Source organism: Roseomonas nitratireducens (genome assembly GCF_017813355.1).
GTDB lineage: Bacteria > Pseudomonadota > Alphaproteobacteria > Acetobacterales > Acetobacteraceae > Neoroseomonas > Neoroseomonas nitratireducens.
In genome coordinates, this window is the sequence record NZ_JAGIYZ010000029.1 from 14,350 (window position 1) to 30,910 (window position 16,561).

Annotated in this window: 15 protein-coding genes; 8 read left to right on the forward strand and 7 right to left on the reverse strand. The window is 74.1% G+C overall.

What is annotated here, in order from left to right:
• Positions 1–10 precede the first annotated feature (10 nt).
• Genes J5Y09_RS21270 through J5Y09_RS21290 form a run of 5 tightly spaced genes read left to right on the forward strand, consistent with a single transcriptional unit; the run spans position 11 to position 3,092 of the window.
• Positions 11–436 (forward strand): DUF350 domain-containing protein, encoded by a 426-nt coding sequence (locus tag J5Y09_RS21270; RefSeq protein WP_209353871.1) that lies wholly within the window; start codon positions 11–13, stop codon positions 434–436.
• Between the two features lie 9 nt (positions 437–445).
• Positions 446–1,546, forward strand: coding sequence for a DUF1190 domain-containing protein (locus tag J5Y09_RS21275; RefSeq protein ID WP_209353872.1), 1,101 nt, complete (start codon positions 446–448; stop codon positions 1,544–1,546).
• A 3-nt stretch (positions 1,547–1,549) separates the two neighbouring features.
• Positions 1,550–2,179 carry a hypothetical protein gene (locus J5Y09_RS21280; RefSeq protein ID WP_209353873.1) on the forward strand — a complete coding sequence of 210 codons (630 nt, stop codon included), beginning with the start codon at positions 1,550–1,552 and terminating at the stop codon, positions 2,177–2,179.
• Positions 2,176–2,490, forward strand: a complete 315-nt coding sequence (locus tag J5Y09_RS21285; protein WP_209353874.1) for a hypothetical protein — start codon at positions 2,176–2,178, stop codon at positions 2,488–2,490. The genes J5Y09_RS21280 and J5Y09_RS21285 overlap by 4 nt, the downstream gene beginning before the upstream one ends.
• Positions 2,487–3,092 carry a hypothetical protein gene (locus J5Y09_RS21290; RefSeq protein ID WP_209353875.1) on the forward strand — a complete coding sequence of 202 codons (606 nt, stop codon included), beginning with the start codon at positions 2,487–2,489 and terminating at the stop codon, positions 3,090–3,092. The genes J5Y09_RS21285 and J5Y09_RS21290 overlap by 4 nt, the downstream gene beginning before the upstream one ends.
• Positions 3,093–3,177: 85 nt before the next feature.
• Here the strand turns inward: J5Y09_RS21290 and glpD are convergent, their stop codons facing one another.
• The gene (gene glpD, locus J5Y09_RS21295; protein WP_209353876.1) at positions 3,178–4,695 is read right to left on the reverse strand and encodes a glycerol-3-phosphate dehydrogenase; all 1,518 of its coding nucleotides are present in this window, start codon (positions 4,693–4,695) and stop codon (positions 3,178–3,180) included.
• A gap of 40 nt (positions 4,696–4,735) precedes the next feature.
• On the opposite strand from glpD, the gene J5Y09_RS21300 reads away from it, so the two are divergent.
• The 3 genes from J5Y09_RS21300 to J5Y09_RS21310 are packed head-to-tail and all read left to right on the forward strand — an operon-like array spanning position 4,736 to position 10,084.
• Complete coding sequence (locus J5Y09_RS21300; RefSeq protein ID WP_209353877.1) at positions 4,736–6,385, forward strand: thiamine pyrophosphate-binding protein; 1,650 nt, start codon at positions 4,736–4,738, stop codon at positions 6,383–6,385.
• Positions 6,386–6,395: 10 nt separating this feature from the next.
• Positions 6,396–8,018 carry a hydantoinase B/oxoprolinase family protein gene (locus J5Y09_RS21305; RefSeq protein ID WP_209353878.1) on the forward strand — a complete coding sequence of 541 codons (1,623 nt, stop codon included), beginning with the start codon at positions 6,396–6,398 and terminating at the stop codon, positions 8,016–8,018.
• Positions 8,015–10,084 (forward strand): hydantoinase/oxoprolinase family protein, encoded by a 2,070-nt coding sequence (locus J5Y09_RS21310; RefSeq protein WP_209353879.1) that lies wholly within the window; start codon positions 8,015–8,017, stop codon positions 10,082–10,084. Before J5Y09_RS21305 ends, J5Y09_RS21310 begins: the two co-directional genes overlap by 4 nt.
• Here the strand turns inward: J5Y09_RS21310 and J5Y09_RS21315 are convergent.
• From J5Y09_RS21315 to J5Y09_RS21340, 6 genes are all read right to left on the reverse strand, one after another.
• Positions 10,081–10,788, reverse strand: coding sequence for a hypothetical protein (locus J5Y09_RS21315; RefSeq protein WP_209353880.1), 708 nt, complete (start codon positions 10,786–10,788; stop codon positions 10,081–10,083). The genes J5Y09_RS21310 and J5Y09_RS21315 overlap by 4 nt on opposite strands.
• Positions 10,785–12,176, reverse strand: a complete 1,392-nt coding sequence (locus J5Y09_RS21320) for an amidase (protein ID WP_209353881.1) — start codon at positions 12,174–12,176, stop codon at positions 10,785–10,787. The genes J5Y09_RS21315 and J5Y09_RS21320 overlap by 4 nt, the downstream gene beginning before the upstream one ends.
• Positions 12,177–12,287: 111 nt before the next feature.
• Entirely contained in the window at positions 12,288–13,595 is a 1,308-nt protein-coding gene (locus J5Y09_RS21325; RefSeq protein ID WP_209353882.1) for a citrate synthase, read from the reverse strand.
• Between the two features lie 126 nt (positions 13,596–13,721).
• Positions 13,722–14,231: a thermonuclease family protein gene (locus J5Y09_RS21330; protein ID WP_209353883.1), complete on the reverse strand. Its 510-nt coding sequence runs from the start codon at positions 14,229–14,231 to the stop codon at positions 13,722–13,724.
• A gap of 162 nt (positions 14,232–14,393) precedes the next feature.
• On the reverse strand, positions 14,394–15,971 hold the full coding sequence (locus J5Y09_RS21335; RefSeq protein WP_209353884.1) for a CHAD domain-containing protein: 1,578 nt from the start codon (positions 15,969–15,971) through the stop codon (positions 14,394–14,396).
• Positions 15,972–15,973: 2 nt separating this feature from the next.
• Positions 15,974–16,504, reverse strand: coding sequence for a SixA phosphatase family protein (locus J5Y09_RS21340; protein WP_209353885.1), 531 nt, complete (start codon positions 16,502–16,504; stop codon positions 15,974–15,976).
• Positions 16,505–16,561: the final 57 nt, after the last annotated feature.

A 16,561-nucleotide genomic window follows, 5' to 3' on the forward strand; every position in this document is an offset into this window, starting at 1 on the left:
GAGCCACCGCATGACCGCCGCCGACATCCTCGCCCTGTTTCCCTCCACCTTCCTGAACTTCCTGATCGCCTTCGGCCTGGGCGCCGTCTTCTGGGTGGCGGGGCTGGTCATCGTCTCCCTCGCCACGCCGCATGCCGAACTCGCGCTGCTGCGGGCGGGCAACCTGCCGACTGCGGTCGCCTTCGGCGGCAAGGCGCTGGGGATGGTGCTGCCGATCGCCGCCGTCGCGCGGTCCGCCGCCGGGCCGCTCGACCAGATCATCTGGTGCGTCGTGGCCGTCGGCGTGCAGCTCGTCGTGCACCTGATCCTGTCGATGCTGCTGCCGGGCCGGCTGAAGGAGGAGATCGAGGCCGACCAGATCGGCGGCGGCGCCATCTTCATCGCCTTCATGCAGGTGGGGGCGGGCATCCTCAACAACGCCGTCATGTCGGGCTGATCCGCCGCCATGGCCCACGACGCCGCCCGCCCGCCGCCTTCCCGCCGCCGGTCGCGCACCGTGCGGGCGGTGGCGCTGGTCACGGTCGGCCTCGGCGCGGTGGGCTGCGACGAACCCCCGCCGCCGGACCTGCCGGGCCAGACCCAGGCGCGCGTCGATGCCTGCCGCGCGGCGCATGTGCGGCTCGGCCAGGATCCGGCGCGCTGCGACCTGCTCGAGACGACGATCGCGCGCGAGCATGCCGAGGCCCGGCCGCGCTTCACCACCATCGCCGCCTGCGAGACGCTGTTCGGCTCCGGCGCCTGCGAGGGCGAGACGCTCGCCGCGACCGGGCCGGGCTGGCGGCCCGCGCTGGCCGGATGGTCCCCGGCGCAGGGCTCGACGCGGGACATGGTCCCGGTGGTGCGCGACCGCGCGCAGCAATTCTGGGCGTTGTCGGAACCGCTGCCCGCCGCGACCGGCGTCGGCGCGCTGCCCGCGCCGCGGCCCGTCGCCGCGCCCGCCGTGCCGGCCGCCGGCGCCCGACCGCCGGCGGGGATCACCTTCGCCTATTACCGGCTCGCGCCGATCTATCCGGACGAGCAGACCTGCGCGGCGGATTGGGAGCGCTGCGAACGCTTCGACCAGCCGCTGCCGAACCGCTTCGCGACGCGCGACGGCTGCCAGGCCACCTGGGGCCGCTGCATCGAGGTCGAGGTGGCGGACGTGCTGCCGGTCGCCGCCGCCGCGGCGGTCGCGGGCGCCGCGGCATCGCCTTCCTCCGGCGCCACGGGGAGCCGCGGCGGCGGCTGGTGGGTCAGCTACAATTCCGGCTGGCGGGACAACTACGGCAGCGGCGTCGGCCCGCGCTACCAGGGCTGGACCTGGACGGCGAACCGCCAGCCCACGCCGGCCTATCGCCCGGCCGCCGGCACCGGGCCGCTGCGCGCCTGGGACAGCGGCAGCAGCCGGCTCGGCGTGGCGAGCCGCATGGCGGGCAGCCCCGGCGGCGGGACGACGTCCCGCTTCAGCGGCACGACATCCTCGACCCCGAGCGCCTCGGGCGCGACCTCCTCCGTCAGCCGCGCGGGCTTCGGCTCGACCGGCCGTTCCTATTCCTCGGGGGGCTGAGGCATGAGCGCCACCACCCGCCGCAGCCGATCCCCGCGCGGCGCCGCGCCGCGCCGCAGCGTCATCATGCGCGCGGCGGACCGGCCGCCGCCCGAGCCCGAGGCGCTGCTGACCGATGGCCAGCGCCGGATGATCCTCGCGCTGACCGCCGCCGGGCTCGCCTGCATCGCGGTGGGGCTGGTGGTGCCGCCGCGCGGGGCGCTGTTCTGGCTGATGCTGGCCCTGCTGCCGGGGCTGGCGGGCATCGCGGCCTTCGTCATGGGCGGGGCGCGCGGCCGGGCGGTCGACACCTGGCTGCTCGGCGGCGGCGGGCCGAAGGTCGCCTTCCAGCCGCCCGCGCCCGCCGCCTTGCCGGATGCGACGCGCGCGGCGCTCGGCATCGCGCTGCTGCCCGGGCTGCTCGCCGAACTCGCGCGCCGCGCCGCGGACATGCAGGAAAGCCAGAAGGCCGCGGCGGAGGCGCTGCTCGTGGCCGCGTCCGGCGGGCCCGAGGCCGCGCGGCAGGACCTGGCGGCCGCGCTGCCGCGGCTGATCGCGGGCCTCGCGGCGGGCGACGCGGCGGCGACGGCGGAGGCCGGGCGCCTCGCCGCGCTGTTCGCGCGACCGGCCGCCACTGCGGGAGGACGCGCATGAAGGCGCCCGTGTCGGATCTGCGCCTGCTGCTGTTCGGCGCGGCGCTCCTCATCTTCGGCGGCGGACTGACCTTCGCCGTCGCGCGCTGGAACAGCGCCGCGACCGACCGCGCCTTCGTCGAGGCCGCCGAGCGCGCCGCGCGCCACCGCCCGCCGCCGCCGGGCCCGCCGCGCTTCTGGGCGCCGGTCACCGGTGCGCAGCCGCCCGCGGCGATCACGGCCGAGATCGTGCGGCGCGAGGCGGTGGTCGCCCCGCCCGCGGTCGCCGTGCCGCAGATGCCCGGCGACAAGCCGCCGGCCGCGCCGCGATGAGCATCGCGATCCTCTTCCTGCTCTGCGCCGTCGGCCTGTTGTGGCTGGCCTGGCGGCGGCTGCGCGGCGTGCGGAGCGGGGACTGGGTCCGCGCCGAGGGCACGCGCCTGCGCGTCGCCGCCGCGCCGGGGACGGAGAAGGCGCTGGTCAGCCTCGAACGCGGCGGCGCGGTCGTGTTCGGCCCCGTGCCGGCGGAATGGGATCCGCCGGCGCCGGTGGCCCGGCTGCTCGCCGACGCGCCGGGGCCCGAGCCCGTCGCGCTGGCGCGTCCCGGCGGCTACCGCGTGCTCGGCACCGTCGACCTGGCCGGGGATGATCCGTTCGGCGCGGGCGATGCCGGCCTCACGGCCGCGCTGCACGAAGCCTGCGGCCACACGGCGCTGGTGCTCGCGCCGGCGGGCGGCACGGGCCTGCCCCTGCTGCTGCACGGCCTGCCGCAGGCGGCGCGCGGCAGCGCGGGCGGCATCGGCGTCGAGCAGTCCAAGCTCGACGCGCTGCTGCAGGCGACAGGCGATCCGCAGGGGATGCTCGTCGAGATCGAGCGCCGCCGCATCCGGCGCGGCGGCTGGGGCACGCGGCAGGCGGCGCTGGCCGCGCGCTGAGCCTCATGCCAAGCGCATGAAGTTCCGACCTGCGGCCCGCCCGGCGTTTGAGGGGCACGAAGGTGAAACCTTCGTGCGCTTTTGATCAGCCCGCGGCGAAGCGCGCGGCGAGCGCGGCGCGGTCCTCCGCGCTCATGTGCAGGCCGAGCTTGCTGCGGCGCCAGAGCACGTCATCCGCGGTGGTCGCCCATTCCTCCCGCCGCATCCAGGCGAGTTCGCGCTCCGTCAGCCCGCCGCCGAGCGGCGCGCCGAGATCCTCCATCGCGCGCGCGCCATCCAGCATGGTGTCGAGGTCCGACCCATGCGTGCGCACCAGCCGGCGCAGCAGCCCCGCGGGCATCCAGGGATGGCGGCGCGCGGCCTCGGCCTCGAAGGCCGGCAGCCCGCCCGCGCCGAGCGCGCCGCCGGGCAGCGTCGCCGTCGCGGTCCAGGACAGGCCGGGGTGGCGGCCCAGCGCGCCGGCGAGTTTTTCCAGCGCTTCCTCCGCCAGCCGACGGTACGTGGTGATCTTGCCGCCGAGCACCGAGAGCAGCGGCGCCCCGCCCGCCGCATCCATCTCCAGCACGTAGTCGCGCGTGACGGCGGAGGCGTTCTCCGACCCGTCGTCATAGAGCGGGCGGACGCCGGAGAAGCGCCAGACCACGTCCTCCGGCCGCGGCGCCTGGCGGAACTGCCGGCCCACGGCGGCGCACAGGTAGGCGACCTCCTCCTCGCTGGCCGTCGCATCCCGCGCATCGCCCTCATGCGGCGTGTCGGTGGTGCCGATCAGGGAGAAGCGGCCTTCATAGGGAATGACGAAGACGACGCGGCGGTCGTCGTTCTGCAGCAGGTAGGCCTGCGCGCCGTCGTGCAGCGCGGGCACGACGATGTGGCTGCCCTTGATCAGCCGTATCCTGCCGCGCGGCTTCGTGCCCGACCGGCCGAGGCTGTCCAGCACCCAGGGCCCGGCCGCGTTGACCAGCGCGCGGGCGCGCAGCGTCAGCCGCGTCCCGTCCGACCGTTCCGCCGTGACGGTCCAGCCATCCGGGCCCCGCTCCGCGCCGACGAAGGCGGTGCGCGTCATGATGCGCGCGCCGCGCTTCGCGGCATCGCGCGCGTTGAGCAGCACGAGGCGCGAATCCTCCACCCAGCAGTCGGAATAGGCGAAGGCGTGGGCGATGGCGGGCGAGAGCGGGCCGCCATAGGGATGGGTGCGGCAGTCGATCGCCTCATGCCCCGGCAGGCTGACGCGCCGCGCCAGCTGGTCGTACAGGAACAGCCCGGCGCGGATCATCCAGCGCGGCCGCATCTCCGGCCGGTGCGGCAGCACGAAGCGCATCGGCCAGACGATGTGCGGCGCGATGCGCAGCATCACCTCCCGCTCCGCCAGCGCTTCGCGCACCAGGCGGAACTCGTAGTTCTCGAGATAGCGCAGCCCGCCATGGATCAGCTTGGTGGAGGCCGAGGAGGTGGCCCCGGCCAGGTCCCCCCGTTCCAGCAATGCCACGGAGAAGCCGCGCCCCACCGCGTCGCGCGCGATGCCGCAGCCATTCACGCCGCCGCCGACCACGAGCAGGTCGACCGGCGCTTCGGTTGGGGAGGAAGGGTGGGACGTCTCGGCCATGGCGCCAATCTGGCATGCCGCCGGCGCGGGACAACCGTCCATGCGGGGCCTTCCCGCCTCGGGCGGATCGGGCGAAGGTCGCGCCATGGATGGGGACGGGATGCCGCGCACGGTCGCGGAGGGGTTGCTCGCGACGCTGGCCGCGCGCGGCACGCGGCGCATCTGGGGCGTTCCGGGGGGCGGGTCGTCGCTCGACCTGATCGCCGGCGCCGACCCGGCGGGGCTCGACTTCGTGCTGTGCCGGCACGAAGGCTCGGCCGCGATGATGGCGGTGGCCGATGCGGAACTGACCGGCGCGCCGGGGGTGGTGCTGACCACCAAGGGGCCGGGGCTGATGAACGCGGCCAATGGCCTTGCCTGCGCCACGCTGGAACGCGCGCCGGTGATGCTGGTCTCGGACGGCTTCACGCCGGCGCAGCTGGCCTACATCACGCACCAGGTCTTCGACCAGCGCGACGCGACGGCGGCGGTGGTGAAGGGCTATGCGCGCGGGGAATCGGCCGCCGAGATCGGTGCGCTGCTCGACGACGCGGTCGCGGACCCGGCCGGCGCGGTGCATCTCGACCTCACCTCGGCGGCGGCCAAGCGCGTGATGCCCTTCGCCGTGCCTTACCCACGCGGCGCATCCGAGCCGGCCGATGTCGCGCCGGTCGCGGCCCTGCTCGCCGGCGCGCGGCGCCCGGTGATGGTGCTGGGGCTGGAAGCCGCGCGCATCGACGCAGCACCTGTCCGCGCGCTGGCCGAGGCGCTGGGCTGCCCGGTGCTCGCCACCTACAAGGCGAAGGGCGTGGTGCCGGACGGCCATCGGCTGTTCGTCGGGCTGTTCACTGGCGGCACGCTGGAAGCCGACTGCGTGGCGGCGGCGGATTTGATCCTGCTGGTCGGCCTCGATCCGGTGGAACTGATCCTGCAGCCCTGGCGGCACGCCGCACCGGTCGCAGAACTCGCGGCGCGACCCTTCCCCGTGCACTACGTCACACCCGCGGCGGGTGCCTATGGCTGCCTCGCGACCTCCGTCGCGGCGCTACGCACCGGCGTGCGCGCGTCGGACTGGCGCGCGGAGGAGATCGCCGCGCATCGCGACACCATGCGCGCCGCGCTGGCCTGGCAGGGGCAGGGCGGCGTCGCCCCGCCGCGCATCGTGGAGATGGCCGCCGAGGCCGCCGCGCGCGCCGGGCGCCATCCGCGCGCGAGCGTCGATGCCGGCGCGCACATGTTCTCGGCCACCGCCTTCTGGCCCTGCCACGCGCCGCGCGACCTGCTGATCTCGAACGGGCTCGCCAGCATGGGCTTTGCCCTGCCGGCCGCGATCGCCGCGGCGCTGCACGACCCGGCGCGCGGTGCCGTCGCCTTCACCGGTGATGGCGGGCTGATGATGTGCCTCGCGGAACTCGCCACCGCCGCCGAACGGCGCGCGCGAATGGTCACCATCGTGTTCAACGACGGTGCGCTGTCGCTGATCGACGTGAAGCAGCAGCAGCGGCAATTGGCGCCGGAGGGCGTGCGCTGGCCGCGCGCGGATTTCGCCGCGGTGGCCGAAGGGCTCGGCGCGCGCGGCTTCCGCGCGGCGGATGAGGCGGCGCTGGCCGCGGCACTCGACGCCGCGCTGGCGCATGATGGGCCGAGCCTGGTCGACGTGCTGGTGGAACCCGCCGGATACCTCCGGCAATTGCAGGCCATGCGCGGCTGAGGAACGAACCATGAGCGACTTCTCCGCCCTCCGCCTGGGCTCGGCCTGGCGGCGCATCGCCGGGCTGATGGACGAGGCGGCGCAGGATTTCGTCCGCACCTCCTTCTCCTCCGTCGTGCGGGACAATTGGGACCTGGCGATCGGGCTGATGGACAGCGAGGGGCGACAATTCGCGCAATCCTCGCGCTCCGTGCCGTCTTTCGTCGGCACCATGCCGGTGACGCTCGGCCACATGCTGGCGCGCATCCCGCGCGCGCGGCTGCGGCCGGGCGACGTGCTGATCTCGAACGACGGCTATCTCGGCACCGGCCACCTGAACGACATCACGACGATCCGCCCGGTGTTCCGCGAGGGGCGCATCATCGCCTGGATCGGCGGCACCTTCCATTCGACCGACATCGGCGGCGCGCCGTCGGTCGAGGCGCGCGACGCGTGGGAGGAAGGGCTGACCATCCCCATCGCCCGCATCCTCAAGGCGGGGGAGGAGAACGAGGACGTCATCGCCTTCCTCGAGGCGAATCTCCGCCAGCCCGACGAGACGCTGGGCGACATCCGCGCGCTGTTCGCGGTGTACGAACAGGCGGAGCGGCGGCTGTTCCGCATCCTGGCCGAGGAAGGGATCGGCGACCTCGATGCCCTGGCCGGCGAGATCTTCGCCCGGTCCGAGCGTAGCATGCGCGCGGCGATCGCCGCCGCCCCCGATGGCGAGGTGACGGACGAGGTCACGGCGGACGGCTTCGAGCACCCCGTCACGATCCGCCTCAGGCTCGCCATCGCCGGCGACGCGCTGACGCTCGACTTCACGGGGACGGACCCGCAGATCGCGCGGCCGGTGAACTCGCCGCTCAACTTCTCCCGCGCCTATTCCAACTACGCGGTGAAATGCGCCTTCGATCCGGAGACGCCGAACAACGATGGCTGCTTCCGCCCGATCCGGCTGATCGCGCCGGAAGGCTCCATCGTGAACCCGCGCCGGCCCGCGCCGGTGTGGGGGCGGCACCTGACGGGGCACTACCTGCCGATCCTGGTGCTCGCCGCACTCGGGCGGCTGATCCCCGACCGCGTCATCGCCGAAGGCGGCAGCCCGCTCTGGAACTGCTACTTCACCGGCGAACAGGCGGATGGCCGCCGCTACGTTCGGATGTTCTTCATGAATGGCGGCCATGGCGCGCTGCCGATGCGCGACGGGCCGGCCTGCCTGTCCTTCCCCTCCAACGTCGCGACGCAGCCGGTCGAGCAGTTCGAGAACGCGGTGCCCATGCTCATCACCGAGAAGGAACTCATCCCGGATTCCGGCGGGGCGGGGCGCTTCCGCGGCGGGCTTTCGCAGCGCCTGACCTTCGAGGCGACGGGGCCGAAGCCGGTGACCGTCACCTATCGCCATGAACGCGTCCGCCACCCGCCGCGCGGCATCCTGGGCGGCGCGGCGGGGCGCGGCGGGCGGGATCTGCTGAACGGCGCGCAGGTGGCGTCGAAGGCGCGGCTCGTCCTCGCGCCCGGCGATGCCATCACCTTCGAGACGCCGGGCGGAGGTGGCCTCGGCCCGCCGGGCGAACGCGACGCGGCGGCGCTCGCGCGCGACATCGCCGAGGGCTACGTCACGCCCGCCGGCGCCAAGGCGTACCGGCCATGACCGCGCCCTGCCGCATCGGCGTCGACATCGGCGGCACCTTCACCGACTTCGTCCTCGCCGACGACCGCGACGGGTCGCTGCGCAACGAGAAGCTGCTGACCACGCCGCATGCGCCGGAGGAAGCGGTGCTGGAGGGCATCCGGCGCCTGCTCACCCGCCACGGCATCGCGCCCGGGCAGGTCGCGCATGTCATCCACGGCACCACGCTGGTTGCCAACGCGCTGATCGAGCGCCGCGGCGTGCCGACCGGGCTGGTCACGACGCAGGGCTTCCGCGACCTGGTCGAGATCGGCAGCGAGCTGCGCCACGACACCTACGACCTGTTCATGCAGGTGCCGCAGCCGCTGGTGCCGCGGCGCCATCGCCTCGGCGTGCCGGAGCGGATGCTGCCCGACGGCGCGGTGCGCGCCCCGCTGGACGAGGATGCGGCGCGGGAGGCCGCGCGGACGCTCGCCGCCGCCGGCGTGCGCGCCGTGGCCGTGTGCTTCCTGCACGCCTTCCGCAACCCGGCGCATGAACGCCGCATGGCGGAGATCCTGGCCGAGGAGGCGCCGGGGCTGACCGTGTGCCTGTCCTCCGACCTGGTGCCGGAGATCGGGGAGGTGGAGCGCGCATCGACCACCATCTGCAACGCCTATGTGCTGCCGGTCTTCGAGACCTACGTCACGTGCCTCGCGGACGGGCTGCGCGGGCTTGGCCTGTCTGGCCCGCTCTACCTGATGCTGTCCGATGGCGGCACGGTGGGGGAGGCGACGGCGCGGCGGCATCCGATCCGCCTGGTGCAGTCCGGCCCGGCCGGCGGCGTGCGCGCGACGGCCTTGTACGGGCAGGCCGCCGGTGCGCCGGACATCCTTTGCTTCGACATGGGCGGCACCACTGCCAAGGCCTGCCTGATCGAAGGCGGAGAGCCGCTGCGCAGCCTCGATTTCGAGGTCGCGCGCGTCGATCGCTTCCGCAAGGGCAGCGGCCTGCCGCTGAAGGTGCCAGTGATCGAGATGATCGAGATTGGCGCCGGTGGTGGTTCCATCGCGCAGGTCGATCGCCTCGGCCTGATCCGCGTCGGGCCGGAGAGTGCCAGTTCCGATCCCGGCCCGGCCTGCTACGGGCTCGGCGGCACGCGGCCGACGGTGACGGATGCGGACCTCGTGCTCGGCTATCTCGGCGCGGGGTCCTTCCTGGGTGGCGACATGCGGCTCGACGTCGCGGCGGCGGAACGCGCCATCGAGGACCACCTCGCCAAGCCGCTCGGGCTGTCGGTGGTGGAAGCGGCCTGGGCGCTGCATGAGACGGTCAACGGCAACATGGCGCAGGCCGCCGCGATCCACGCGCTGGAAAAGGCGCGGCGGATCGAGGGCTACGCCATGGTGCCGATCGGCGGCGCGGGGCCCGTCCATGCGGCGCAGGTCTGCCGCAAGCTCGGCATCGCCACGCTGGTTGCACCCGCGGGGGCGGGCGTCGCTTCGGCCTTCGGGTTCCTCGCCTCCCCGGTTTCCTTCGCCTTCGTGCGCGGCTGGGTCGCGCCGCTCGCCACCCTCGACATGGCCGCACTCCGGGCGACCATCGCGGGGATGGAGGCGGAGGGCCTCGCCATGCTGGCGGAAGCGGGCGTCGCGGCATCGGACGCGACGCGCCGCGTGACCGGCGCGCTGCGCTATGTCGGCCAGGGCTTCCAGGTGGAGGCCGCGATCGACGCCGCGGCCATCGAGGCCGGCGACCGCGACGCGATGCGCGCGGCCTTCGAGGCCGAGTACAAGCGGCAATACGGGCGCACGGAACCCGCGCTGCCGGTCGAATGCGTGTCCTGGCAGGTGGTGGTCTCGGGGCCGGTGCCGGCGCTGCGGCTCGACGCGGCCGCCGCCACGCCCACCGCTTCGCGCAGCCGCCCCGCCTGGTTCCCCGAGGCCGGCGGCTTCGTCGACACGCCGGTGATCGACCGCGCCGGGCTGCGCCCGGGTGAGGAAGTGGCCGGCCCCGCGCTGATCGAGGAACGCGAGAGCACGCTGGTGCTGCCCCCCGGCACCCGCGCGCGGCGCGACGCGGCGGGGAACCTGATCGTCAGCCTCTAGCCGCCGAAGGCGCCCTGTCCCTCCGCCTCCGCCCAGGCGCGGAAGGCGGGCGAAGGCGCGACGCGTCCGGTCCGCATCAGGCCGAGCCACACCTCCGTCGCGCGCACGAAGGGGTTCACGCCGCGCGGCCAGATGGCGAGGCTCATCGCCTCCGCGATGCAGGGTTCCGGCGCGCCGGCGGCGTAGGCGGCCTCGATCTCCCGCGCCAGGCCCCAGGCATCGTCGCGCGCCGTCTGCGCGCCGATCAGCGCGAGCCGCGCCGTCGCTTCGTCGAGGTCCGTGCCGGCAAGAAGGGCGCGCGCCCCGGCGGCGTATTCGGCTTCCAGCGACAGGCCCGGCAGCCGTTCCGCCCAATGCGCGGCGAGCGTGGCGTAGGTGGCCGCACCCCGCGCCCAGGCGGCAAGGCGGAAGACCGCGGCGGCCTCGGCCTCCGTGCCGCCCGTTTCCATGAAGCGGTGCAGGTGGTGCGTGCCGACCGGTTCCTCGCAGGCCGACAGGATCGCGAGCCACACCACCTCCCGCGCATGGGCCGTCATGTGCCGCGGATCGATCGTCAGCGCGCGGTACATCGCCTCATAGGCGGCGTGCAGTTCCGGCAGCGCGGCGGCCATCGCACCATGATGCGGTAGCACATAGCCGCCGCGCGCCGCACGGATCGCCTCGATGCGCGCGCGGACCTGCTCGGGGCTCGGCGCGCCGGTCACGCGACCACGGGCTCGATCGCGCCCAGCATCCAGCGCGCGATCGCCGTCGCCTGCGCATCCATCTGCACCTGCGCCATCACCTGGATGCCGAAGGGCATGCCGCCGACCGAGGCGAGAGGGACCGTCACCGCCGGCGCGCCGATGCCGGAGGACGGCGTGTTGAACACCGCATCGCCGGTCGGCCGGGGCTTGAGCGGCTGTCCCACCACGTCGCCGGCCCAGAGCGGCGCGGGGCCGGGGCAGGCGGGGGCGATCAGCGCATCCACCACCGGGGCCAGCGCCGCGTGGCGCGCACGCAGCGCCTCGCGCTCGATCAGGCGCAGGCGGTAATCCTCGGGCGTCATCTTCTCGGCCATCGCCAGCACGGCCTTGCTGCGCGCGCTGATGCCGTCGGGGTTCTGCGCGACGATGTTGCGGAACAGCCAGTGGTTCTCCCAGCCGGTGATGGCACTCGTCATGGCCTGGGTGCCGACCAGCGCGCGCTCGAAGGCCTCCAGCATCGGATGGTCGTCGCGGCGCAGCACGGTGACGCCCGCCGTGCGCAGCCGCGCGACCACCTGCTCGAAGGCGGCCTTGCTGGCCTCGTCCAGCGCGGCCCAGCCTTCCGTCTCCATCACGCCGAGCACCATGGGCCGCCGCGCCTCGGGCGGCGTCGGCGGGCCGACGAGGCCCGGCCGACCCGGATCGCCGCCGGCGCGCTTCGTGATCTCGAAAGCGACCTGCCACATGTCCTCGATGCTGCCGGCATGCACGCCGGTGGTGGACATCGACGTCGCCTGGCGTTCGCCGCGGTTGATCCCGCCCTGGCTCGGCTTCAGCGCGACGTTGCCGCAATAGGCCGCGGGGCGGATGACGGACCCGCCGACCTGCGTGCCCAGCGTCGCCGGCACCATCCCCGCCGCGATCGCGGCGGCGGAGCCGGAGGAAGACCCGCCCGGCGTGCGCGACTGGTCGAAGGGGTTGGTGGTCGGGCCCGGATGCGCCCCGCCCAGTTCCGTCGTGACGGTCTTGCCGAGGACGACCGCGCCCGCCCGGCGCAGCGCCCAGACGGCGGCGTTGTCGCGCTTCGGGAAATTCCCGCGATAGGCCTCGCAGCCCATCTGGGTCGGCATGTCGCGCGTCTCGAGCAGGTCCTTGATGCCGATGGGCATGCCGTCGATGGGGGAAAGCGGCCGTCCGGCCTTCCAGCGCGCCGTGCTCTCATCCGCCGCGGCGCGGGCGCCGGCCTCGTTCAGCACGACCCAGGCGCGGACGGTGGGCTCCCGCTGCGCGATGACGGCGAGGCAGCGTTCCAGGTAGTCGCGCGGGCTGTCGCTGCCATCGGCGAAGCGGGGCGTCGCGTCGTGGAAGCTGGCCGCGCGGAAGCTGCGCGGATCGTAGGTGGCCAAGGCGTTCGTCCCCGTCCCGTTGCGGGTGAAAGCCTATGCGCGATGCCCCGCAACGCAAACCGGCCGGGGAAGACCCCGGCCGGCGCGCAGGCACGATGAGGGCGGGCCGGATCAGCCGCGCTTGTCGAGCGGCACGAAGTCGCGCGCGCCGTGGCCCGTGTAGATCTGGCGCGGGCGGCCGATGCGCTGCGACGGATCCTCGATCAGTTCCTTCCACTGGCTCACCCAGCCGACGGTGCGCGCCACCGCGAACAGCACGGTGAACATGTGCGTCGGGATGCCCATCGCCTTGAGGATGATGCCCGAATAGAAATCGACGTTCGGATACAGCTTGCGCTGGATGAAGTAGTCGTCCGTCAGCGCGATCCGTTCCATCTCGATCGCCATGTCGAGCAGAGGCTCGTTCTTGATGCCGAGCTCGCCGAGAACCTCGTGGCAGGTCTCCTTCATGATCTTCGCGCGCGGGTCGAAGTTCTTGTAGACCCGGTGGCCGAAGCCCATGAGCTTGGTGTGGGAGTTCTTGTCCTTCACCTCGCTGATGAAGGCGGGGATGTTCTCGGGCGTGCCGATCTCGGCGAGCATCTTCAGCACCGCCTCGTTCGCGCCGCCATGCGCCGGGCCCCAGAGTGCTGCGATGCCGGCGGCGACGCAGGCGAAGGGGTTCGCACCGGTGGAGCCGGCCAGACGCACCGTGGACGTGGACGCGTTCTGCTCATGGTCCGCATGCAGGATCAGGATGCGGTCCATGGCGCGCGACAGGATCGGGTTGCTCACCCAAGGCTCGGCGGGAACGGCATTGAGCATATAGAGAAAATTTTCCGCGTAGCCGAGGTCGTTGCGCGGATACATGAAGGGCTGGCCGATCGAGTACTTGTAGGCCCAGGCCGCGATGGTCGGCACCTTGGCGATCAGGCGGTAGGCCGCGATCTCGCGCTGCCGCGCATCGTTGATGTCGAGGTTGTCGTGGTAGAAGGCCGCGAGCGCGCCGACCACGCCGCACATCACCGCCATCGGGTGGGCGTCGCGGCGGAAGCCCTCGAAGAAGCGGCGCAGCTGCTCGTGCAGCATGGTGTGGTAGGTGACGCCCTTGTGGAACTCGTCGTAGCGGGCGGCGTTCGGCAGGTCCCCGTACAGCAGCAGGTGCGCCACTTCCAGGAAGTGCGACTTCTCCGCCAGCTGCTCGATCGGGTAGCCGCGGTACAGCAGCACGCCCTCATCGCCGTCGATGTAGGTGATCGTGCTCTCGCAGGACGCCGTCGCGCCGTAGCCGGGGTCGAAGGTGAAGATGCCGAGCTCGTTGTAGAGCTTGCGGATGTCAGCCACCTGCGGGCCGAGCGTGCCGCCGAGAAGCGGCAGGGTCGTGCTCTTGTTCGTGCCCTCCATCGTGACAGTGATGGAGCCGGTGGCCTTGCTGCTCATGCAGGGGGTTCCTCAACGCATGCCGGTCCCAGGCCCGATGCGGGCACGGATCGGTTCTTGGTGCGGTGCAAGATAAGGGCGAGAGATGAAGATTGGCAAACCGGCGGACACCGCCGGGGCGGCGCCTTACTCGCGCGCGCGCCAATCCTGCGGCGCGCCCGCGCGGTGGCTCCACAGGCCGCGCGCGGATTGCTGGGCCTGGAGTTCGACCGGGCGCAGCGCGCTGCCGGTCGCCACGGCGAAGCCTTCGCCCACCAGCGACCGCGCGAGTTCCGTCCCCGCCGCCTCGCACTGCCCGATGCCGCGGCCGAAGCCGTCCTGGCCGACGATGCGGCAGGTGACGGGGCGGCTCGCGACCAGGCGCATCAGCGCCGCGGCGGATGCGCCGCCGCAATCGAAGCTGTCGCCGCGCGGGCCCTGGCAGGTCTCGCCGCGCATCGGCGCGGCCATGCCGTAGAGCCGCACGACGCGGTCGCCCAGGCCGATCGTCTCGCCGTCCACGATGCGGATTTCCGGCGCATCGGCGCGCCATTCGCGCGTGCCGGGGGCGGAGCCGAACAGGTTGGACGGCAGCACGAGCGCGACCAGCGCCGGTGCGCCGATCGCGGCTGACAACAGGAAGGCCGCGCCGCGCATGCGCGGGCGGGTCCTGCGGCCCTTGAAGATGCGCCGTCGTTCCAACACAGGGAAACCGTTAAACGCACCTTGCTGGAACCCGCAACGGGGCCCGCCCGCATTTTTTTCCACAAATGACGAGATGGTCATCGCGACGTCGCCACCACGTCGCAAGTGCGCGGCCTAGTCGCCTGTCCAGAAACGATCCTTGCCCTGGAGCTTCTCCCAGGCTTCATGCGCCGCACCGCGCCGGGCGGCCAGCCGCGCCTCGCTCCAGCCTTCCGCCGCGCCGACCGCCCAGGCCCGGCCGGCATGGCCGGGCGCGGCGAGGCTGCGCGCCAGGCCACGCGCGACCGCGGCATCGTTGGCCAGGCCCAGCCCTTCCTGCAGCGCCGACACCCGGCGCAGGAAGCGCCGCGTGGCGCGCTGGCCGAACAGCGGCGCGAAGACCTCCGCCGCGTAGCGCAGGCGCTTGCCGTCCAGGCGCAGTTCATGGAGCTGCTCGGCGGACAATTCGTCGAAGCCCGCCCCGGCCCGGCGCAGCCGCTGCCAGCGCCGGTCCAGCACCGCCCGCCCGAAGGGCGCGGCCGGCGCGTCCAGCATGGCGAGCCGCTCCTCCTCCGCGCCCTCCCGCCAGGGGCGGAGCAGCAGGATGCCGATGCCCTCGATCGCGAGCAGCCGCCAGGCCGGCCCGGCGAGCATCGCCGCCACGGCCTCGTAGGCTTCCGCGCGGCGGGCTTCCGCCGCCCGGCGCAGGGAGGCGATGCGCGGGTCCTCGTCGAAGGCGTCGGCGATTTCCCGCGCGATGCCGGTCTGGAACACGTCCCAGTCCCGCGCCGGGCCGAGCACGGTCAGCGCTTCCCGCAGCCCGGCGTCGAAGGCGCGCAGCGCGGCGCAATCGGTCGCCGCGCGGAACACCCGGAAGACCGAGCGTAGCCGGCGTAGCGCGACGCGCGTCTGGTGCACCGGCTCGGGCGGCGCGCCGGGGGCGATGCGGGCGGATTGCTGGGCAGCGACTTCCAGCAGGTGGCCGGCGGCGCGCAGGAAGGCGTCCTCCACCGTCGTCGCGGCCGATGTGTCGGCGGGGCCGAGCCGGAAGGGCCGCGGCGGGACGGCGGCGGCGAGCGCGCGCCCCTGCTCGGCCAGCGCCGACAGGACGGGGCGGATCGGCAGGCTCGCCGCCAGCATCCTGGCCGCGTCCAGCACCGCCCCGGCCGGGCCGGACAGGCGCAGCGTCGCGGCGGGGCGTTCCTCGGCGAGGCTGCGCAGCCGGCCCTCGGTCAGCAGCGCCTCGACCTCCCCGCCCGGCACGGCCAGCCGGATCGCGTGCTGGCGGCCGATGAAGGCGGCGATCGGCGTCAGCGGGGCCTCGCCCGCTTCCGCCAGCGCTTCCCCCGCCGTCAGGCTGCGCAGGATCTCGGGCGGTTGCCCCGGATGCCAGAGGGCTTCTGCCGGCGGCAGGATGCGCAGCAACCGGCGCGGGCCGCGCGTCGGCGCCTCCACGACCAGGCCTTGCGCGGCCAGCCGGCCATCGGCGCTGTCGAGCCAGACCCGGTCCGCCGTGCCGCCGCGCGCCCGGCCCAGCCTGTGCGGGCGCAGCGCGGGCAGGCGCGGCAGGCGTGCCGCGGCCTCGGCCGGCAGTTCGAATTCGAGCGCGACGGAAGGCGGCGGCTCGGCGTCGGCCGGCGGCGGGGGCGTCGGCGCCTCCGTGGCCTCCGACCCGGCGATCAGGCGACCGGCGCGGCCCGCCGAGGCTCCCATCGCTAGGTCACCGCCTCCGGCAGGTCGGCCGGGGCGAGGAAGCGGACCAGCCGGCCCCCGCCCTCGGCGATGTCGTGCCAGGGGGAGGCGACGGCGAATTCCGCCAGGGCGCAGGTCGGGAAGCCTTCGGCGATGCGCCGGGCGCTGGCCGACCCCGCCATGCCCGCGCCGCCGATCAGCGCCAGGGCGAGGTCCTGCAGCCCCGGATTGTGGCCGATGACCATCACGCTGCGCGCCGTCTCGGGCACGCGGCGGAGCGTGTCCATCAGCCGCGGCCAGGGGGCGAGGTAGAGGTCGTCCATCGGCTCGACCAGCGGGCTGTCGGCGAAGGGGGAGATCGCTTCCAGCGTCTGCAGCGTCCGCCGCGCGGAGGAAACGAGCACCACGTCGGGCGACAGGCCGAGGTCCCGCATCGCCGCCGACATCGCCTGGGCGGCGCGGCGCCCGCGCGCGTTCAGCGGCCGCGCATGGTCGGCGAGGGAGGGGTCGTCCCAGGAGGATTTCGCGTGCCGCAGGAGAAGGAGCTGGCGCATGGCCCGCCCATCCTGCCACGGCGCCGCGCGCCTGTCGCGGGCGTGCCGACCCCTCCC

Excerpts from the sequence above, each read along its gene's own strand:
- J5Y09_RS21270 (WP_209353871.1), top strand. The coding sequence starts at position 11 with ATGACCGCCGCCGACATCCTCGCCCTGTTTCCCTCCACCTTCCTGAAC.
- J5Y09_RS21275 (WP_209353872.1), top strand. The coding sequence starts at position 446 with ATGGCCCACGACGCCGCCCGCCCGCCGCCTTCCCGCCGCCGGTCGCGC.
- J5Y09_RS21280 (WP_209353873.1), top strand. The coding sequence starts at position 1,550 with ATGAGCGCCACCACCCGCCGCAGCCGATCCCCGCGCGGCGCCGCGCCG.
- J5Y09_RS21285 (WP_209353874.1), top strand. The coding sequence starts at position 2,176 with ATGAAGGCGCCCGTGTCGGATCTGCGCCTGCTGCTGTTCGGCGCGGCG.
- J5Y09_RS21290 (WP_209353875.1), top strand. The coding sequence starts at position 2,487 with ATGAGCATCGCGATCCTCTTCCTGCTCTGCGCCGTCGGCCTGTTGTGG.
- glpD (WP_209353876.1), bottom strand. The coding sequence starts at position 4,695 with ATGGCCGAGACGTCCCACCCTTCCTCCCCAACCGAAGCGCCGGTCGAC.
- J5Y09_RS21300 (WP_209353877.1), top strand. The coding sequence starts at position 4,736 with ATGCGGGGCCTTCCCGCCTCGGGCGGATCGGGCGAAGGTCGCGCCATG.
- J5Y09_RS21305 (WP_209353878.1), top strand. The coding sequence starts at position 6,396 with ATGAGCGACTTCTCCGCCCTCCGCCTGGGCTCGGCCTGGCGGCGCATC.
- J5Y09_RS21310 (WP_209353879.1), top strand. The coding sequence starts at position 8,015 with ATGACCGCGCCCTGCCGCATCGGCGTCGACATCGGCGGCACCTTCACC.
- J5Y09_RS21325 (WP_209353882.1), bottom strand. The coding sequence starts at position 13,595 with ATGAGCAGCAAGGCCACCGGCTCCATCACTGTCACGATGGAGGGCACG.
- J5Y09_RS21330 (WP_209353883.1), bottom strand. The coding sequence starts at position 14,231 with ATGCGCGGCGCGGCCTTCCTGTTGTCAGCCGCGATCGGCGCACCGGCG.
- J5Y09_RS21335 (WP_209353884.1), bottom strand. The coding sequence starts at position 15,971 with ATGGGAGCCTCGGCGGGCCGCGCCGGTCGCCTGATCGCCGGGTCGGAG.
- J5Y09_RS21340 (WP_209353885.1), bottom strand. The coding sequence starts at position 16,504 with ATGCGCCAGCTCCTTCTCCTGCGGCACGCGAAATCCTCCTGGGACGAC.